Here is a 19,492-nt window from a genome sequence, read left to right on the forward strand (position 1 = left end):
CTACGTGGCCTGTGTCGTGGCACAGGCTTCTGTTAGTGGGCGGAGTGGCCAGCTGGCCACCCCGCCCCGTCCTTCCTTGCGACGTTCTCTTACTTGCCGACCACCAGGTCGCCCAAGTAGGGGAATACCATGACGTTGGCTACCGGTGCGATATCCACATTCTTCTTGGCGCCATAAGCTACGTTTTCCCAGTGAAGCGGCACATAAGTGGCATCTTCAACCAGCAATGCTTCAGCCTTTTTCAGCATCTCGGCACGCTTGGCCGGATCGGTCTCGGTGTTGGCATCCATCACCAGTTTGTCAACATCGGTGTTCGCGTTGCCTGCGCAGTTGTACTGGCCCATACCGGTCTTGGCATCTTTGGTAAAGGTCAGGAACTCAAACAGGTTGGCGCTATCTTCGGTATCCGAATGCCAGCCGATCAGCTGCATGTCAGCGGCGCACTTGTCAAACTCGGGCCAGTACTGAGCCACCGGCATGGTCTTCAGATCCACCTTGATATTGATCTTGGCCAGCATGGCAGAGACCGCCTGGGCAATCTTGACGTCGTTGACGTAGCGAGCGGCCGGGGAGATAAAGCTCACCTTGAAGCCATTCTCGTAACCGGCTTCCTTCATCAGTGCTTTCGCTTTAGCCAAGTCATATTGAGGGGTCAGGGCTTCATTGTGACCAACATAGCCTTTCGGGCTCAGTTGACCAGCCGCTGTGCCAAAACCCTTGTTGATCTTCTCAACGATACCTTCCTGGTTGATGGCGTAGTTGATTGCCTGACGCACACGCTTGTCTTTCAGTGCCGGGTTGGTGTTCTGGTTGAGTTCGATGATGATGATGCGGGTACCAGGCAGGCTTACCAGCTGGGTATCCTTACCATTTTTGACTCGCTCCAGATCGTTGGGGGCAACCGGATAGATAATATCCACATCGCCGCCCAGCAGGGCTGCAACACGGGTTGCATCTTCCTTGATCGGCACAACGGTCAGATTTTGGACGTTACCTTTGGAACTCTTGTCCCAGTAGTTAGCATTACGGACGTAATCAAGTTTCACACCTTGCTCGCGAAACTTGACGGCAAAGGGCCCGGTGCCAGACACATTGGTCGAGGCGAAGGAACTGCCGTTTTTAACAATCTCAGCCTTGTCCTTACCATCGTTGGTTTTCCCAGTGTAGAACTTGGCGTCCATCGGGAAAAAATAGGTTGCTGTCTGTAGCACCAGTGGGAATGGCTTGGCAGTAATGAAGTCAACGGTGTGATCATCGATCTTCTTCACCTCAGTGATGGGCTCAAAGATCGCTTTGTAGTCGACAGAAGACTTCAAGCGGTCCATGGTCCATACCACATCATCGGCGGTGAACTCATTACCGGAGTGGAACTTGACCCCTTTACGCAAAAAGAAACGTATCGTCTTGTCATCGATGCGCTCATATTTCTCGGCAAGACGCGGCTCGAACTGCATGTCCTGGGTGTAGCGCACCAAGGGATCGAACACCAGATGCGACATCTCCAGGGTCTGACCGGAGAGCTGCTCCTGCGGATCCATGGACGTTGCATCTGACGCTACGCCGACTTTGATATCAGCAGCTGAGACACCGAAGGCGAAACCGGCGGCAACCAGCGCCAGGGCAATTTTGGACAATCCTTTCTTCATCTTGTTCTCCATGCTTTTGGCTTTTTTATTGACAGACAAACCGGCGAGCTGGTGATTTCCTAGCTTGCGATTTCCAGCCCCTCGCGGGACATTCCCTTGAACTCCGGCATGAGGGAGATCAGCTTGCGGCTGTACTCATGCTCGGCATTGGTAAACAGTTTTTCGGTCTCGGCCACTTCCACCAGATGGCCATGCTGCATCACGCCGATGCGATCGCACATCTGGCGGATCACCGGCAGATCGTGGCTGATGAACAGCATGGTGAGCCCAAGCTCCTGCTGCAGATCCTTGAGCAGGTTAAGGATCTGTGCCTGTACCGACACATCCAGCGCCGAGGTCGGCTCGTCGCAGATAAGGAAGCGCGGCCGGGTCGCCAGGGCACGGGCGATGGAGATGCGCTGACGCTGACCACCTGAGAACTCGTGGGGATATTTGACCCCGGCACCACGACCGAGCCCCACATGATCGAGCAGGTCGTTGACTATGCCCTCGATCTGGCTCTCACTGCCCGCCAGCTTATGGAAGCGGATGGGCTCGGCGATGATGTCACGCACCTTCATGCGCGGATTCATCGAGGAGTAAGGGTTCTGGAATACCATCTGCATCTGGCGACGCAGGGGGCGGCGCTCACGCTCACTCTTGAGAGCGGTGAGATCGATCCCCTCGAAAAAAATCTTGCCAGTATCGGGCGGATAGAGGCCTGTAATGGCGCGGGCTATGGTGGATTTGCCGGAGCCCGACTCCCCTACCAGGCCGAAGGTCTCCCCTTCGAAGATCTCGAAACTGATGTTGTTGCAGGCACGCACGTACTGGCGACGACTAGGGAAGATGGAGTCCTTGGTGACGAACTTCAGATCCACGTTCTCCACCCGCAGCAGGGCCCCCTCATAGGTACGCTCGTCCTGACTCTGGCCAAGCCAGTGGGTCTTGAGATCGATATTGGTATCCGGCGCGCTGGCATCCTCGATATAGGAGACCAGCGGGAAACGTACCAGCTTGACGTCGGAGCGGGGCACTGCCGAGATGAGGCTGCGGGTATAAGGGTGATTGGGGTGACCCAGCACCTGTTCAGTGGTACCGAACTCCACCAGATCGCCACGGTACATCACAGCCACCTTGTCAGTGACGTTGGAGACCACCCCCATGTCGTGGGTCACCAGCATGCAGCCCACCTGACGCTCTTTGCAGAGGTTGCGGATGAGCTGGAGGATCTGATCCTGAATGGAGACGTCGAGGGCCGTGGTCGGTTCGTCGGCGATGATAAGCTCCGGATCGCACGACAGCGCGATGGCAATGACCACCCGCTGACGCATGCCGCCGGAGAACTGGTGTGGATACTGCTTGATTCGCAGCTCGGGCTGCGGGATCCCGACCGCCCCCATCAGCTCGAGCGCCTTGGCAAAGGCCGCGTCGCGAGAGAGCTTGGTATTGGCAAGAATGGTCTCCACCAACTGCTGTTCAACCGTGAACAGCGGATTGAGGGAGGTCATGGGATCCTGGAAGATGAAGCCGATACGGGAACCACGGATGGCCCGCATCTCGTTCTGGCTCTTGCCAGAGATGAGTTCGCCGTTGAGATAGATGTCACCACGGGCGATACGCCCCGGCGGGCTCAGCAGATCGATGACGGCATTGCCTATGGTGGATTTACCGGCGCCAGATTCGCCCACCACGCCGACGATCTCCCCTTTTTCGACACACAAGGAGAGATCTTTGACTGCGGCCAGCACGCCATAGCGGGAGGGATACTCGATCCGCAAGTTTTTCACTTCGAGCAAGGACATGTTTACCTCTGCGGGGGACATCCGTCCCAAAGAATTCGTCCGTAAATCGGCCGCAGATGCTGGCTGTGCCTGGAGTACTGATATTGAGTGCTTTTATGAGTAATAAACGCTCAATCCATGAGGCAGCGAAACCAGCGATCCGGGCGGGTTTTTTGCATTTTTTTGGAATAACCCGCGAGTAAGTTAGACGGTTTGACCGCGACTGTAAATGATCGGGTTATACAATTTCGCAATACGTTGCTCAGCCAACGGCCATCATAGCAGTTCAAAATAACGATTTTTGTCTCATAAAAAGAGTATGTGACTACATTAAGTACTTTTTACTGCTTTTAATTTCAACAAAGACGCAACAGACGGAAATAATCACTATTAGAACAATAGCATTAAGCTTCGAATGAGTAGTGAATATTTATGTGAAATGATTTTTTAACGGCAGCATATGCCGATGAATGAAAAATAAACAGAGCTATATAGGGGGAATGCCCGGTTGGCGATCCCCCTTACGAGGAGAGTTACCCCAGCCAGTATGCCAGTAATTGCATACAAAACAGGGCGAACAAACCGGCGATGAGATCGTCCAGCATGATGCCGAGTCCACCGTGAATGCGGCGATCAAACCAGGAGATGGGCCAGGGTTTGCACACATCGAACAGGCGGAACAGCACGAAGCCGGCCAACACCCACTCCCAGCCAGCCGGAGCGGCAATCATGGTGACGCCAAAACCTATCACCTCGTCCCAGACGATGGCACCGTGATCCGGCATGCCGATGGCATCGGTAGCGCTCTGGCAGATGCGAATGCCCACCACGAATCCCACTGCCAGCAGGGCGATGAACCAGGGCGTTGCCAGACCACTCACCAGCAGATAAAGCGGGATAGCCGCCAGCGTCCCCATGGTGCCCGGCGCCTTGGGAGAGAGGCCCGAGCCAAACCCCACCGCCAGCAAGTGCAGCGGATTCTTCAGGTTCAGCCTTTTCAGCTCCGGTCTTATCATAAAAAAGGTCATGCGAAGTGATCCCACCCTTTCAGTTGCAGTTCGAGCCCTTGCTCGCCTCTCAGGTAGTCGATACCCGGCTCGCCTGCCACGATGCGACCGATGCGGGTGAACTTGACGCCACAGTTGGCCAGCGCCGTATCCAGCGCCCCACGATACTCCTGCGGCACGGTAAAGCAGAGCTCGTAGTCATCGCCACCGGCCAGCGCCAGTTGCCAGGCATCCTGCTCGGGCACCGTATCCTGCAGCACGGGCGACAGGGGCAGCAGATCGAGATCGATCTGGGCCCGCACCCCGGATGCCTTGAGGATATGGCCGAGATCCGATGAAAGTCCATCTGAAAGATCCAGCGCACTGCTCGCCAGCCCGCGCAGGGCTTGCCCTGCCAGAATGCGGGGATGGGGGTGGTCGAGCCGTGGCAGCACGGCAGCCAGCTGGTTCTCGTTGAGACTGCGCTTACCCAGCAGATGGGAAAGCGCAAGGGCGGCATCTCCCAGGGTGCCGGTGACATAGATGCCGTCACCGACCTTGGCACCGCGGCGCATCAGGGCGCGACCGGCGGGGACGGATCCCTTCACCGAGACGGTGATGGAGAGCGGGCCACGGGTCATGTCCCCACCCACCAGCGCCACGTTGTAGTATTCGGCCAGCTCGAGAAAACCCTCGGCAAACCCGGCGACCCAGGGTTCGTTGATGGCGGGCAGCGTCAGTGCCAGCGACACCCAGCGCGGCTCGGCGCCCATGGCGGCGAGGTCAGACAAATTGACCGCCAACGCCTTGTAGCCAAGATCCACCGGATCCATGTCGGGGAAGAAGTGAACGCCGCTCACTAGCGTATCCGTGCTCACCGCCAGCTGAGTATCGGCGGGCAGGGTCAGCAGGGCGCAGTCATCTCCGGGGCCCATCACCACATCCTTGCGGGCGTGGGGGACCTTGAAGTACTTATCAATCAGCTCAAATTCACCCATACAGTAAAAAGCCAGCGGTTAGGCTGGCTCCTCTCTTAATGCTGACGGACAGCAGGATCAACGCTTGGCCAGCGTCTTGATCACCTTGTCCAGTACACCGTTGACAAACTTGTGGCTGTCATCGGCAGCAAAGGCCTTGGCCAACTCGATCGCTTCGTTGATCACCACGCGCGGCGGCACATCATCACGACGGGTCAGCTCATAGGTCGCCAGACGCAGGATCGCCTTGTCCACCATGTCCACTTCTTCCAGCGGACGAGAGAGGAAAGGAGAAAACACCTTGTCCAGCTCGTTGCAGTGGAGGGCTACCCCGAACAGCAGATCGCGAAAATAGTTCAGGTCCACACCCTTGGTGTCCTGATCTATCTTGAACTGCTCTTCGATGTCGCCCACGTTGGCCCTGGTCATCTGCCACTGGTAGATGGCCTGGGTGGCGCAATGGCGGGCTTTACGGCGCTCGGACGGTTTCAATGTACTTCTCCTCGTTACACGTCCAACTGTTTCAGGACGTTGATCATTTCGAGCGCGCTCAGTGCAGCCTCTGCACCCTTGTTACCCGCCTTGGTACCGGCGCGCTCGATGGCTTGTTCAATGTTTTCTGTGGTCAACACGCCGAAGGCAACCGGAATTTCATATTCCATCATTACCTGGGCCATGCCCTTGCTGCTCTCGCTTGCCACCAGCTCGAAGTGATAGGTGCCGCCACGGATGACAGTGCCCAGCGCGACTATGGCATCGTATTGACCACTCTTGGCCAGCTTCTTGATAGCCAAGGGAATTTCGACTGCGCCCGGCACTCGTACCAGGGTGAGATTGCTGTCCTGGACTTGACCTTGACGCTTCAGTACGTCCACAGCACCGTCCACCAAGCTTTCGTTGATGAAGCTGTTGAAACGGGCAACGACAATAGCAACGCGCGCCTCAGGAGCGGCGATATTTCCTTCGATAACCTTCATTGGAAATCCTGTATCTGTGCAATCAAAAGGGGCCGGAGTCAAAAGTGCGCACATTCTAGCACAACAGACCCACGACAAAAACCACAGCCGCGATGGGCGGCCATGATCGCAATGTCATTCGGACGACGCGCTTATTCAGCGACGCATTCAACGACCTCCAGGCGGAAACCGCCTGAAGAGACGAGGGGATTTCTTGGACAAGTTCAGCCGCAGGCGCTAAGCCAGCTACCGAACCCGCTTATTCCCCGACATACTCCACCACTTCCAGGCCGAAACCGCCGAGGGCATGGTATTTCTTCGGCGAGCTCAACAGCCGCATCTTGCCAACCCCCAGCGTCTTGAGGATCTGGGAACCCACGCCGACCCGACGCGATGTGCCTTGCCACTTGGCCCCTTCCGGTGCCAGGCCCTTGTCAGCGGCTTCAAAGCCCTTGACCCGGGGCAGCAGCTCCTCGCCATGGGATTCCGCCCCCAGAATCACCAGCACCCCGCCCTCGCTGGCGATGCGGGCCATGGATTTGGGCAGCGGCCAGCTACGGGCAGCGTGACGGTCGGTCAGCAGCAGATCGCTCAGCACATCGTGCAGATGCACCCGCACCAGCGTCGGCTGGTCGGCCTGAATCTCACCCTTTTTCAGGGCAAAGTGCACCTGATTGTCGATGGTGTCGCGGAAGGTGATGAGATCGAACTCGCCGTATTCGGTAGGCAGCTTGCACTCGGCCACTTTCTCCACCGTGGTCTCGTGCTGGTTGCGGTATTCGATAAGGTCGGCAATGGTACCAAGCTTGATGCCGTGCTGCTCGGCGAAGATCTCCAAGTCAGGACGGCGCGCCATGGAGCCATCCTCGTTGAGGATCTCGACGATGACGGAAGCTGCCTCGTAACCGGCCAGCCGGGCCAGATCGCAGCCCGCCTCGGTGTGACCGGCACGGGTCAGCACGCCGCCATCCTGCGCCATCAGCGGGAAGATGTGGCCCGGCTGCACCAGATCGGCCGCCTTGGCATTGGGGGCAACCGCTGCCTGTACTGTGACGGCGCGATCGGCGGCGGAGATGCCAGTGGTCACCCCTTCGGCCGCTTCTATGGTGACGGTGAAGGCGGTCGAGAACTGGGCATTGTTGCGATCAACCATCAGCGGCAGCGCCAGCTGCTTGCAACGATCCCGGGTCAGGGTCAGGCAAATGAGACCACGGCCGTAACGGGCCATGAAGTTGATATCCTCCGGGCGGACACAGGAGGCGGCCATGATGAGGTCCCCTTCGTTCTCCCTGTCTTCGTCATCCATCAGGATCACCATCTTGCCAGCCTTGATATCGGCAATGATTTCCTGGGTTGTGCTCAGCGCCATAGGCTACTCCATCAACATGCTTCTGGGATTGAGCCTGCCGGCTCGGCTTGATACGGGATTATGTTGCTCTAGATGGGGGCACAAGGCCCCATTTCAATCGGAGCGGGATCACAGAAAACGGTTTTCCCGCGGCATAGGCCGTTACAGGAAGCCGGACTGGGCCAGTTTTTCCAACGTCAGGGACGATGATGCACTGTCATGGGCCTTGCCTTGCATCAGGCGCTCCAGATAGCGAGCTATCTGATCCACCTCGAGATTCACGCGATGACCCGGTTTCCAGCGGGCGATGGTGGTCTCTTGCGCCGTGTGGGGCACTATCGTCAGGCGGAACACATCCCCCTGCACGGCATTGACCGTCAGGCTGATGCCATCCACCGCAATCGAGCCTTTCTCGGCGATGTAGCGGGAGAGCTCGCCCGGCGCCTTGATCCAGTATTCGATGGCGCGGCCACTGCTGGACTTGCTCTTCACCTCCCCCACCCCGTCCACATGACCGGAGACCAGATGACCGCCCAAGCGGGAGGTCGGCATCAGCGCCTTCTCCAGATTGACGGGATCGCCCACCTTGGCCTTGGCAAAGCCGGTGCACGACAGGGTCTCCAGCGACACGTCGGCGGTATAGCGCTGGTCACCCAGCGCAACCACGGTGAGGCAGACGCCATTGGTGGCGATGGAGTCACCCAGTTTGACATCGCTGAAATCGAGGCCAGGTGCGTGCACAGTGAGGGCCATATCCTCGCCTTGGCGACGCAGCTCGGTCAGGGTGCCCACCGCTTCGATAATTCCGGTAAACATGCAGATCACCTTGCTGATGACGGGGCCACACTGGCCCCCGATAAACATTGAGAAATCAGGCTATTTTCGCCGTGATGCGAATGTCCTGCCCCACCAGCCGCACATCCTTGATGTTGAGCTTGGGCGCCTGGAACAGCCGGGTGAGTTCGGGCAGATGGAACAGGCCACGCCCTTCATCCCCCATCAGTCTTGGCGCCTGGTAGAGCACCAGCTCATCCACCAGCCCTTTGTTCAGCAGGGCGCCACACAGCCGCGGCCCTGCCTCCACCAGCACGGAGTTGATGTGCTGCTTGGCCAGCAGCATAAAGAGGCTGACCAGATCCAGCTTGCCGTCCAGCAGCGGCAGCTCCAGTTGCTGCACCCAGGCCGGCCAGTCGCCGGTAGCCTTGTGGCGGGCCAGCAAGACCGGGCTTGTGCTCTGGAACAGGGGCAAGTCCGGGGTGAGCCGGTTTTGCGAGTCGACGATGACCCGCAGCGGCTGGCGCAGGGTCTCTTTGGGATAGCTGGCCTTGACTGAGGGGGGCAGCTCGTCCCAACGCACGGTCAGCGAGGCGCCATCGGCCAGCACCGTCTCGGCGCTGGAGAGCACCGCATCGTGACGGGCCCGCAGCCGCTGTACATCGGCACGGGCCAGGGGACCCGTTATCCACTGACTCTCGCCGCTTGCCATGGCGGTGCGACCATCCAGGCTGGCGCCGAGCTTGACCGTCACCTGTGGGAAGGCGGTGCGCATCCGTTTGAAAAAGCCCGGATTGAGTGCCTCGGCCTCGGCACTGAGCAGGCCGAAGTCGGTCTTGATACCGGCCTCAGACAACATGCGCAGCCCGCGTCCGCCCACCTCGGGATTGGGATCGACCATGGCGGCAACCACCCGGGTCACCCCGGCCTTGATCAGCGCCTCAGCGCAGGGCGGGGTACGGCCATAGTGGGAACAAGGCTCCAGAGTCACATAGGCGGTGGCGCCACGGGCCTGTTCACCGGCGGCATGCAGGGCATAGACCTCGGCATGGGGCTCGCCGGCACGCTTGTGCCACCCCTCACCGACCACCACGCCAGCTTTCACCAACACGGCACCGACACAAGGGTTGGGCGCCGTGGTATAGCGGCCACGGCGGGCCAGTTCGAGGGCCCGACTCATCCATTGGTAATCATCTTGACTAAACATCTGGGCTCCCGTTCAAAGCGATAAAATGGGCGTTGCAGGTTCGATTAGCGCATCGTAATCGGACGTTGGGGAAGCTTGTTTCTCCAACGTGGCGATCTGTTCTACTTCTCCAGCTTGGCGATCTCTTCACCAAATTCACGAATGTCTTCGAAGCTGCGATAGACGGAAGCGAAGCGGATGTAGGCCACCTTGTCCAGACTCTTGAGCTCGTCCATCACCAGATTACCCACCAGCTGGGAGGCGACTTCGCGCTCACCGGTGGCCCGCAGGCAGGACTTGATGTGATTGACCCCCTTCTCGATGGCTTCCATGCTCACCGGCCGCTTCTCCAGTGCACGCAGTATACCGGCACGCAGCTTGTCTTCATTGAAGGGTTCACGGGAGCCGTTGGACTTGATGACACGGGGCATCACCAGCTCGGCCATCTCGAAGGTGGTGAAACGCTCGTGGCAGAGCAGACACTCACGACGGCGGCGCACCTGATGGCCTTCTGCCACCAGACGGGAATCGATCACCTTGGTATCAACGGCACTACAGAAAGGGCAATGCATCTGACCTCCGGCGTTAACTGAAAAGGCACCTGCCCCGCAGGGTCAGGATCTTGGTCGGCCAGTGTAGCACGGCCATTGAAAGCCGGTAAAAGCCCAGAAAAACAATATGTCACCGCAGATGCACTTTAACCGTATCAGCACGTGCGCAGCGCTTCTATGGCCGCCACTGGCAACCAGAGCACTGTATGTGCATCACCCTCGATCAGCGCAACAATGGCCTCTCTCGGGCCTGCTTGCCATGCCTCAGTCCCATAGAATGCCGCCTGAGAGCGGTTCAGATGCTCAAGGTCATCGTAGGCACGCATCAGAAAATAGGCGTCCGGATCATGCAAGGAGGGGCCATAGCTCACCACATCCATCCCCCAGGCAAGGTGCAAGGGCAGACTCTGCTCGGTGACCAGCCGATGAAAAGCCGCACGGCTCCCGGCCTTGAGCCGATAGCTCCGGATCTCCAGCACTCGCTTCATCACGCTTTCTCCTGCTAAAAATGGTGTAAAAAGGCACATACAGCATCATTCGATCGGCCAGAGGCTCAATCGTCATAAGGCAAGGTGTCGGGATCACACCCAGTGTGATCGGGCGCCGGATCCTGCACAAACTGCACGGCATCAATATGGGTGTGGCCCTGCATCAAGGCCTTGCTCACCCTGTGCATGCCATCCATGACCCGTCCCGCACTGTCCAGAATGATGGGATAGGCGAGATCGGCGGCCAGCATCAGCTGACAGTGCTCTATGATGCTGCGCACCGTGGGTCTGGCCTCGCCGTATCCATACCAGTGCTCAAAATCCAGTTCGGCAATCTGTGCCAGCGGCACAGCTTGCACCGGCAGCCCGCGGCTCCGCCGTACCAGACGGCGCACATCCCATGCCAGCAGCCCCTCGGGACTATCGCGAAAATGGTACTGGGCACGGATGGACAAGATCAGATCCTCATCTGTACTCGCGCTCTCGCCTGACATGCTGCCTCCTCTGTCTGCTGAACGAACTCGGCGCCCGTAGCGGGGCCGAAACAGAAAAAACAATGCCACCCGAAGGTGGCATTGGCCTCAAACCGGATGAACGCCGTTATCAGGCATAAACCGGGAAACGACGGCAGATGTCCAGCACCTGCTCACGTACGGTGGCCAGCACGGCATCGTTGTCGTGGTTGTCCAGCACGTCGCAGATCCAGTTGGTCAGCTGGATGGACTCGGCTTCCTTGAAACCGCGGCGGGTGATGGCCGGAGTACCGATACGCACACCGGAGGTGACGAACGGGGAGCGCGGGTCGTTAGGAACGGAGTTCTTGTTGACCGTGATGTTGGCCTTACCAAGGGCGGCATCGGCCTCTTTACCGGTCAGCTCGCGACCAATCAAGTCCACCAGCATCAGGTGGTTGTCGGTACCGCCGGAGACAATCTTGTAACCACGCTCGATGAAGGTGGCCGCCATGGCCTTGGCGTTTTTGACCACCTGAGCCTGATAGGTCTTGAACTCGGGCTCCAGCGCCTCTTTGAAGGCCACGGCTTTACCGGCGATGACGTGCATCAGCGGGCCGCCCTGGCCGCCCGGGAAGACAGCGGAGTTCAGCTTCTTGTAGAGATCTTCATCGTCAGCGGCGGAGAGGATCAGACCACCACGGGGACCGGCCAGGGTCTTGTGGGTGGTGGAGGTGACCACGTGAGCGTGGGGCACCGGGTTCGGGTAGACGCCAGCGGCAATCAGACCGGCCACGTGCGCCATGTCGACGAACAGCCAAGCACCGATTTTGTCAGCGATTTCACGCATGCGGGCCCAGTCAACGATACCGGAGTAGGCGGAGAAGCCACCGATCATCATCTTCGGCTTGTGCTCAACGGCCAGACGTTCCATTTCGTCATAGTCAATCTTGCCGGACTCATCGATACCGTAAGGGATGATGTTGTACAGCTTGCCGGAGAAGTTCACCGGGGAGCCGTGGGTCAGGTGACCACCGTGGGCCAGGTTCATGCCCAGCACGGTATCGCCCGGCTGCAGCAGCGCCATATAGACGGCGCTGTTGGCCTGGGAGCCGGAGTGCGGCTGCACGTTGGCGTAAGTGGCACCAAACAGTTCCTTGGCGCGCTCGATGGCCAGGGTTTCGACCACATCGACATACTCGCAACCACCGTAGTAGCGCTTGGCCGGATAGCCTTCGGCATACTTGTTGGTCAGCTGGGAGCCCTGGGCTTCCATGACGCGGGGGCTGGTGTAGTTCTCAGACGCGATCAGCTCGATATGCTCTTCCTGACGACGGGTCTCGTCTGTGATGGCCTGCCACAGCTGGGGATCATAGCCTGCGATGGTCATGTCACGTTTCAACATCCGTTTATCTCCTGAAAATCGTTTGCGCGTTAGGTGAAGTGGGCAGCGGCATTGTAACGTGAGCGAGATCAAAGAGACAGTCCAACCACCCAAAAATTTGTTTAAACAATGTAAAATGTGTCGCAAATATCGAGGCCCGCGTCGCCCCCCAATCCTCCGCCAGCGTGCCTGCCAAGGCGCTCGTTCCCATGCCTTCTTCCTTGCTGTTCACTACCCCACACCCCAGACAACAGCCACAAACGCAGACAAAAAATAGAAAAAACCAGAACCGGATCATAGATATAGCGATTATTAACAGATAACATCTTTGCGTGACGCAGTGGTTGCCCAGCCAAGATGGAGGCAAAAAATGCCGCGCAAGGCGTTCACCCTTCGCCAGCACACCTGCCGACCAAGGGTGGGTAGGGACGACCGTTTGGCTGAACCGCCCAGCCATCGCTGGCCACCCCATTGCAACACCATGTTCCCGACCCGCTTCCGCCTCGCTCTTTCTTCTCTGCACCGGCTCAACACGGGAGTACGCCATGATGGATAACCTGATGCTTTTTCTGATCATATCGGTATTCGCTGTTTTCTATTGGGTCTACTATACCGGCAGTCGCAAGAGCCCCTTTACCTATCAGTGGGAGGCCTTGCCCACCTGGGAGCAGTATCTGGCCGCCCATCCGGAGGCCGTCGATGGCGATATCATCTTCTGCATTCATTGCGGCCATCATGAACAACTGGACGTCGGCCTGCTGCATCAGACCGATTTTCGGCGCCAGCATATCTGCGTCCGTTGCAAGCAGGCGCTCTACCGCGAAGAGCGCTGATCCATCAATCAAGGAACCGCAAGATGACACTATTGACCGCCAGCTGCCTGTGTGGCGCCGTGGCCCTGAGCCTGCCCGACCAGTTCGACTACCTGGGCAACTGCCACTGCTCCGAGTGCCGCAAGTTCTCCGGTGCCGATTACGCCCCGGTCGGCGGGCTGGACGGTGACAAGGTCACGGTCACCCGTGGCGAAGAGGCCATCAGCCGCTTTCAGAAATCCCCCGAGACCACCCTCGCTTTCTGCCGCCACTGCGGCTCCAGTCTGTTCAGCCAGAAGCAAAGCAGCGGCAAGCTGAACCTGCGCCTCGGCATTCTCAACGAGGCGCCGACCCAACGACCCGGTTTCCACATCTTCGTCGGATCCAGGGCGCCCTGGCACGAAATCTGTGATGCGCTGCCGCAGTTCGAGACCCGCCCCACCGTCTGACGTCGTTACCAACATGCCCTGAAAACGTCGTCTCCGGCGGCGTTTTTGCTGGCCTGTTCGGCGAATTGTCACCTATGGGTTAACTTTTCTGCCAAAGCCGTTAGAATCGGTTTCACTCTGTTTCCCGCTTGCCATCCACGGAGGAAAAATGCAGGAATTTCTGGCCACTAGCGAACGTCGGGCCGAACTGTACTGGTGGTTTGCCACCCTGTTTAGCGCCGAGCTCAGTGATGAACAGATCGCCGAATACGACAGCTACGATGTGCGAAGCTTCCTGAAGAGCCTCTCCACGCTGGATCCCATGCGCCCGGCCGTCACCGAACTCAACGAGGCCATCGCCCGCCTGCTGGTGCGCCCGGATCGGGCCCGAGCCCTGACCGCCGATTTCAAGGCGCTGTTTCTGGCCGACCCCGCCGTTCAGCCTTATGAGTCCGCCCATCTGACGGTGGCATCCCTGGTGCGCATGCAAGAACGACTGGCACGGCTCGCCATCGACGTCGACGCCAAGTACCCGCAGCCGGTCGATCATCTGGGCGTCGAACTGGATCTGATGGGCAATCTCATCATACGCGCCGCCGAAGCCGCCAGTGCCGATCAGCGTGAATTGTGGCTCGGCGAGCAAGAAGCGCTGTTGCACACTCATCTGCTGGCCTGGTTCCCCCTTTTTGAGGCCGCCTGCCGCGCCGCCGATCCATTCGGCTTCTATGGTGCCAGCGCCCGCCTGCTGGGGGTATTCCTCACCATGGATGCCAACTACCTCAGCCTGGTCAAACCGGCCCGTTCCGCCGACTGAGCCGATGAAAACAGCCCTGTTACTGATCGCCTGCTGGCTACTGGCACTGATCCCGCAGGAGCAGGGTCTGACCCCCTTGATCAGCCTGCTGTTCAATCCGGATAGAGAGATCTACGGCACGGCCCAACTCACCGGCTTTGGCGGCATACTGCTGACCCTCTATCTCGCCAATCTGGGGGTGGAAGTGGTGCTGCGCCGTCGTTTTCAGATAGCGGGCATGCTCACCCTGCTGGTCGCCTGGATAGACTTCATCAACGCCAGCGGCAGCGAGGCCCACTGGCTGCTGTTACTCGCCCTCTCCCTGCCCTTCCAAGTGCTAGGCCTGCTGGTGCTGGTGCGCGGCATTCAGGCATTCGGCCGCCAGAAGGGCTGAAGAACCGCCAAAAGTATTACAAATCATGACAGCCGGATCCGAAGATCCCCCGCTATCGCAAGGCGGGTGTGACGAACGACGGTAACATCCGCTTACATTCAGCTCCCATTCAGTTTTGTTGCAACCGTTATAGTGCCGCTCCTTTTCCACCGATACAGGAGCAACCCCATGCCTCCACAGGACGCACGCATCACGGGTCTCGACCTGTTGCGAGGGCTCGTCATCTTCATGGCCGTCTTCGAACACTACACCGGCTACCTCAACTACTGGTATATCGACTTCTTCAACCGGGAACAGGCCCTGTGGGACAGCTTCTATCTGTCGCACAAGGCCATGGCTGGCCATCTGCTGCCCATGGATCACACCACGGCACAGGTCTCGGCCTGGCTCATTCCCTGGGTGAGCCAGATCTATCTGGCCCTGGCGGCCTTCAACCTGAGCCGTCGCGATCAAGCCAGCTTCAAACCGCAGCTGGCCGGCAAGCTGGTGCTGTTTGCCAGCATCATTCTGGTGCTCTATGTCGAGGGACTGGTCATAGCCCCCAACTTCGGCGAGGCCATCTCTTTCTATCCGGTCATGTTATGGATGTGCCTGCTAGCGCTCTTCTCGCTGGTCTACGCCTGGTTCGGTATGCGCGGCATGCTGCTGCTGACCCTGCTCAGCCTGCTGCTGGATCAACTCGGCGTGCAGACCCTGCTCGGCCACATCGACAGCTGGATGAAACTGCATGTGCACCCTGACTATGAGCTCGATGCCCGCCTCGATCTCTTCATGGCCAGCGGCTGCTTCGGCTTCCTGTATGGCTGGTGCTGGCATCAGCGTCCCCAGTGGCGGGATCGCCTCAACGGCCTGGTGCTCACCCTCTCTCTCATCGCCCTCGCTGTTTACCTTGTGTTTGGCGAACGCAGCTCCGTCGAACTCAACGACATCTATGCCAACGAGCATGAGCTGGCGATGGACATGACGGGCCGCGCCGGGATCTGGGGCATGGAGTTTCTGGTGATCGGTGTCGTGCTCTGGTTGCATCAGCGCAACATCCGCCTGTGCTGGCGCCCGCTCAACTGGATAGGCATGTATTCGCTGACCGTTTTCATCTTCCACAAAAGCATCTTCGTGCACCTGTGGGGCCCCTTGCTGCTGTGGTGGACCGCTCGCCAGGGCACCATATTGCCCAACAGCTTCGGCCTCATCATGGCACTCAGTGCCACCAGCGTGTTTCTTATCTACGCCTTCCAGCGCTCCGGTATCATCTGCCACCTGATGGGCATGCATCAAGACAGAGACTGGCTGCGGCTCTATGGCAAGTAGCCGTCGCTGGCTACTACTGGCCCCGGCACTCGCATTGCCCCTGTCAGCCAAGGAGCCGGACAACCTGTGGCAAGTGGGCAGCCAGTGGCAGCTCGGCAGCAATCAGGCTGGGGGCAGTGCCGACGCCAGCATGCAGCTCTGGCTCACCCATGAACGGGAGACCCTGGTTGGCCTGATCTTTGCCGATGGACAGAGTGCGGGACTGGCCTTGCCGCTCTACCAAAAGAGCTTCCTCGCCGTGGGGGTCAGCCCCATGCAGGTGGTCGATCGCACTCGTTTCAGCGCGCTCTGGCGCCTCGGCTGGCAGTTGGATGAGGATCATCAGCTGACCCTGGGCCAGCTCCATGATGTCACCGGTCGCTATGGCCAGATCTGGTATATGGAGCACAGCCTGCCGCTGCCGGCCGCCCTCTCCCTCAACCTCTGGCTAACGCGGGGCAGTCAGGCTCACATGGCAGCTTATGATGCCAACGCGGGTTGGCGGGACTGGGGGCTCACGCTCGAGCGCAGCTGGGCCTGGCAGCAGTGGCGACTGGGCACTGAGCTGGGGGCCAAGCAGTGGCTGATCAAGGAGCATGACTGGCAGCCGGTGGTGAGCCTGACCCTGAGCTATCGCTTCCACTGGTAGCACCCCACCACTCCACCTTTGATAAACCAACCCCTGAACACGTCAGGCACCAGAGAGGGGGCAAATACAGCCCCTCTCTCTTCCCTCCAAAGCGCTTCATGCCATACTGATAACACCTTAAATGACAATAAAGTCAATTCAGGAACCATCATGTGCGAAGAGACATCCGAATTCATGCCTGCCTCACCAAAAACAGGTCATATGAATCCAAATGAACTGCAGCAACTGTTCGAGCTGGCACCGTTTGGCATAGGTGTGTTCGACCGCCATTTTCGCTGCCGCAGCGTCAATCAGACACTCGCCGATATCAACGGCCTCTCCCGTGAGGATCACTACGGCAAATACTTGCGTGAGATAGTGCCGACTCTGGCGCCAGTACTGGAACCCCTGTTCCAGCAGATCATCAGCAGCAGCGTCCCCCGGGTGACGCTGAGCCTGAGTGGTCAGACAAAGGCGCATCAGGGCCAGCAACGGCACTGGCAGGCCATTTACAGCCCCATGCGGGATGAGCAGGGCACACCTGACGGCATCCTGACCATAGTGCGGGATGTGACCGAGCTGGTCGAGGCGCAGCAACGGCTGCAACTGGCCATGAGCGCCGGCCAAGTCGGGGTCTGGGAGTGGTATGTGACAGAGGATCGGCTGCAATTTGATGGCCAGGTTGAGCGTCTGCTCGGGACGCAGGCCCATCAGTTTGAAGGGGGAATGGATCAGTTCATCAAGCGCTTCGACCCGGTCTCGGGGGAGCAACTCAGATCGGCGCTCAAAGGCACGGCCCCCCTTCATCTGACCTTGAGCTATCTGGGGCCCGATCAGGTGCGGGGCTGGATCGATCTTCACACCCTTCACGTGGCGACCCCCGACAGTCTGGGGCACCGCATCATGGGGGTGATCCACGACGCGACCGATCGTTGCATTCAGGAAGACCAGCTGCGCCAGGCCAATGTGGTATTCGAAACCACGGCCGAGGGCATCATCATCATGGATGGCCAGCGCCAGATCATCTCGGTCAACCCGGCCTTCTGCAACATGACCCAATATGAAGCGAACGAGGTCGTGGGCAAGTCGCCGGAATCCATCATGCATCCGCGCAGCCATACCGGTATCGACTACCCCTGGCATACCCTGCAGCCCGGCAGCCATGCCTGGCACGGGGAGATGATATGCCTGCGCAAGGATGGCGGCTACTTCACCTCCTGGCAGCACGTCAGCGCGCTCTACGACAATCGCCACAACATCACCCACTACGTGATAGCCTTCTCCGACATCAGCGCCATCCGCAAGGCCGAGGCACAGCTCAATCACCTCGCCTATCACGATCCCCTGACCGAGCTCGGCAACCGCAACCTGTTGCAGGAGCGGCTCGAACTGGAGATCAAGACAGCCCAGCTCAACCGGCAGCGACTCGCCCTGCTGTTCATCGACCTGGACGGCTTTAAGCTAATCAATGACAACCTGGGCCACAGGGCGGGGGATCAGCTGCTCAAGCTGCTGGCCGAACGCATCCGCCTCTGCCTGCACCACAACGACGTTGCCACCCGGCTCGGTGGAGATGAATTTCTGGTGCTGATCCCCTATTTCGAGCAGCAGGAAGAGCTGGAACGGCTCGCCGATCAGCTGCTGGCCCGCCTGCGCGAGCCGGTCGAGCTGGCACACGAGCAGGTCGCCGTCTCCGCCAGCATAGGCATAGCCCTCTACCCTGAACACGCCCAGAACCCGGATGCCCTGGTCAGCGCAGCCGACAACGCCATGTATGAGGCCAAGAGCCGGGGCCGCAACGGCTATCTGTTCTACACCCCCGACATGGCCGAGCAGCTCCGTGAGCGAATGAGCATGGAGCAGGGACTGATCAAGGCCATAGAACAGCATCAGCTCTGCATCATGTACCAGCCACTGACGGACCTGAACAGCAACCGCCTGAGCGGGCTGGAGGCTCTACTGCGCTGGCAACATCCCAACGAGGGCATGATAGCCCCCGCTCGCTTCATCCCGGTGGCCGAGGAGTGCGGTCTGATAGAGCAGATTGGGGAGTGGGTGATGCGCACCGCCTGTCAGCAGGGACAGACGTGGCTGACGGCTGGCCTAGCGGTGCCACGGCTCTCGGTCAATGTCTCGGTGCGGGAGATGCGAACTCCTGGCTATGTGGAGCGGGTCGCCGCCATTCTGGCGGAAACAGGTTTCCCGCCGGATCGGCTGGAGATAGAGGTCACAGAGAGCATCATACAGCGGGTCGATCAGAGCATGCAGCTGTTCACCCGCCTGAAGGCGCTGGGGGTGCAGATCGCCATCGACGACTTCGGGACCGGCTTCTCATCCCTGAGCCTGCTGAAAAGTCTGCCCATCGATCGCATCAAGATAGACCGCACCTTCGTGCAGGCCCTACCGGATGACAAACACAGCCGGGAGTTGTGCCGTACCATCATCAACCTGGCAGACAGCCTGAACATGGCGGTCACCGCCGAGGGGATCGAAACCCAGGCTCAGCGCCAGTTTCTGCAATCCCTGCACTGCCAGGAGGGACAGGGCTATCTGTTCAGCCATCCCTTGACCGAGCCCCATCTCGCCGCTCAACTGGCCCCCGGCAAGGGGGTCTGGTGTTGACCTGGGATAGAACCGGG

Annotated in this window: 21 protein-coding genes; 7 read left to right on the forward strand and 14 right to left on the reverse strand. The window is 59.1% G+C overall.

Going from position 1 to position 19,492, the window contains the following annotated elements:
- Positions 1–89: 89 nt before the first annotated feature.
- From GWQ22_RS04455 to GWQ22_RS04520, 14 genes are all read right to left on the reverse strand, one after another.
- Positions 90–1,646 (reverse strand): ABC transporter substrate-binding protein, encoded by a 1,557-nt coding sequence (locus GWQ22_RS04455; RefSeq protein ID WP_042035820.1) that lies wholly within the window; start codon positions 1,644–1,646, stop codon positions 90–92.
- Between the two features lie 59 nt (positions 1,647–1,705).
- Entirely contained in the window at positions 1,706–3,430 is a 1,725-nt protein-coding gene (locus GWQ22_RS04460; protein ID WP_042035821.1) for an ABC transporter ATP-binding protein, read from the reverse strand.
- Between the two features lie 512 nt (positions 3,431–3,942).
- Positions 3,943–4,437: a phosphatidylglycerophosphatase A gene (locus GWQ22_RS04465; RefSeq protein ID WP_108536876.1), complete on the reverse strand. Its 495-nt coding sequence runs from the start codon at positions 4,435–4,437 to the stop codon at positions 3,943–3,945.
- On the reverse strand, positions 4,434–5,393 hold the full coding sequence (thiL, locus tag GWQ22_RS04470; RefSeq protein WP_275929564.1) for a thiamine-phosphate kinase: 960 nt from the start codon (positions 5,391–5,393) through the stop codon (positions 4,434–4,436). The genes GWQ22_RS04465 and thiL overlap by 4 nt, the downstream gene beginning before the upstream one ends.
- 57 nt (positions 5,394–5,450) lie before the next feature.
- Positions 5,451–5,864, reverse strand: a complete 414-nt coding sequence (nusB, locus tag GWQ22_RS04475; RefSeq protein ID WP_042035824.1) for a transcription antitermination factor NusB — start codon at positions 5,862–5,864, stop codon at positions 5,451–5,453.
- Positions 5,865–5,878: 14 nt separating this feature from the next.
- On the reverse strand, positions 5,879–6,349 hold the full coding sequence (ribE, locus tag GWQ22_RS04480) for a 6,7-dimethyl-8-ribityllumazine synthase (protein WP_005317595.1): 471 nt from the start codon (positions 6,347–6,349) through the stop codon (positions 5,879–5,881).
- A 238-nt stretch (positions 6,350–6,587) separates the two neighbouring features.
- Positions 6,588–7,697 (reverse strand): bifunctional 3,4-dihydroxy-2-butanone-4-phosphate synthase/GTP cyclohydrolase II, encoded by a 1,110-nt coding sequence (gene ribBA / locus GWQ22_RS04485; protein ID WP_275929565.1) that lies wholly within the window; start codon positions 7,695–7,697, stop codon positions 6,588–6,590.
- 141 nt (positions 7,698–7,838) lie between these two features.
- Positions 7,839–8,492: a riboflavin synthase gene (locus GWQ22_RS04490; RefSeq protein WP_275929566.1), complete on the reverse strand. Its 654-nt coding sequence runs from the start codon at positions 8,490–8,492 to the stop codon at positions 7,839–7,841.
- 55 nt (positions 8,493–8,547) lie between these two features.
- On the reverse strand, positions 8,548–9,657 hold the full coding sequence (gene ribD / locus GWQ22_RS04495) for a bifunctional diaminohydroxyphosphoribosylaminopyrimidine deaminase/5-amino-6-(5-phosphoribosylamino)uracil reductase RibD (RefSeq protein WP_275929567.1): 1,110 nt from the start codon (positions 9,655–9,657) through the stop codon (positions 8,548–8,550).
- A 101-nt stretch (positions 9,658–9,758) separates the two neighbouring features.
- Positions 9,759–10,208, reverse strand: coding sequence for a transcriptional regulator NrdR (gene nrdR / locus GWQ22_RS04500; RefSeq protein ID WP_275929568.1), 450 nt, complete (start codon positions 10,206–10,208; stop codon positions 9,759–9,761).
- Between the two features lie 134 nt (positions 10,209–10,342).
- Positions 10,343–10,675: an NIPSNAP family protein gene (locus tag GWQ22_RS04505; RefSeq protein ID WP_275929602.1), complete on the reverse strand. Its 333-nt coding sequence runs from the start codon at positions 10,673–10,675 to the stop codon at positions 10,343–10,345.
- Positions 10,676–10,740: 65 nt separating this feature from the next.
- Positions 10,741–11,169, reverse strand: a complete 429-nt coding sequence (locus GWQ22_RS04510) for a hypothetical protein (protein WP_042035829.1) — start codon at positions 11,167–11,169, stop codon at positions 10,741–10,743.
- A 109-nt stretch (positions 11,170–11,278) separates the two neighbouring features.
- The gene (glyA, locus tag GWQ22_RS04515; RefSeq protein ID WP_042035830.1) at positions 11,279–12,532 is read right to left on the reverse strand and encodes a serine hydroxymethyltransferase; all 1,254 of its coding nucleotides are present in this window, start codon (positions 12,530–12,532) and stop codon (positions 11,279–11,281) included.
- 4 nt (positions 12,533–12,536) lie between these two features.
- Positions 12,537–13,058, reverse strand: coding sequence for a hypothetical protein (locus tag GWQ22_RS04520; protein ID WP_275929569.1), 522 nt, complete (start codon positions 13,056–13,058; stop codon positions 12,537–12,539).
- Between GWQ22_RS04520 and GWQ22_RS04525 the strand changes: the two genes are divergently transcribed.
- From GWQ22_RS04525 to GWQ22_RS04555, 7 genes are all read left to right on the forward strand, one after another.
- A complete protein-coding gene (locus tag GWQ22_RS04525) occupies positions 13,057–13,344 on the forward strand; it encodes a hypothetical protein (protein WP_042035832.1) in 288 nt (95 codons plus the stop codon). The genes GWQ22_RS04520 and GWQ22_RS04525 overlap by 2 nt on opposite strands.
- 23 nt (positions 13,345–13,367) lie before the next feature.
- Positions 13,368–13,772, forward strand: coding sequence for a GFA family protein (locus GWQ22_RS04530; RefSeq protein ID WP_275929570.1), 405 nt, complete (start codon positions 13,368–13,370; stop codon positions 13,770–13,772).
- A gap of 148 nt (positions 13,773–13,920) precedes the next feature.
- Entirely contained in the window at positions 13,921–14,565 is a 645-nt protein-coding gene (torD, locus tag GWQ22_RS04535) for a molecular chaperone TorD (RefSeq protein WP_275929571.1), read from the forward strand.
- A 4-nt stretch (positions 14,566–14,569) separates the two neighbouring features.
- Positions 14,570–14,938 carry a hypothetical protein gene (locus GWQ22_RS04540; protein WP_275929572.1) on the forward strand — a complete coding sequence of 123 codons (369 nt, stop codon included), beginning with the start codon at positions 14,570–14,572 and terminating at the stop codon, positions 14,936–14,938.
- Between the two features lie 168 nt (positions 14,939–15,106).
- Complete coding sequence (locus GWQ22_RS04545; protein ID WP_042035836.1) at positions 15,107–16,246, forward strand: hypothetical protein; 1,140 nt, start codon at positions 15,107–15,109, stop codon at positions 16,244–16,246.
- Positions 16,236–16,874 carry a hypothetical protein gene (locus GWQ22_RS04550; protein ID WP_108536883.1) on the forward strand — a complete coding sequence of 213 codons (639 nt, stop codon included), beginning with the start codon at positions 16,236–16,238 and terminating at the stop codon, positions 16,872–16,874. Before GWQ22_RS04545 ends, GWQ22_RS04550 begins: the two co-directional genes overlap by 11 nt.
- A gap of 150 nt (positions 16,875–17,024) precedes the next feature.
- Entirely contained in the window at positions 17,025–19,475 is a 2,451-nt protein-coding gene (locus GWQ22_RS04555) for an EAL domain-containing protein (RefSeq protein WP_275929573.1), read from the forward strand.
- The last annotated feature ends 17 nt before the right edge of the window (positions 19,476–19,492 follow it).

Origin of the sequence: Aeromonas sp. 1HA1 (assembly GCF_029237385.1) — a bacterium.
Classification (GTDB): Bacteria; Pseudomonadota; Gammaproteobacteria; order Enterobacterales; family Aeromonadaceae; genus Aeromonas; species Aeromonas popoffii.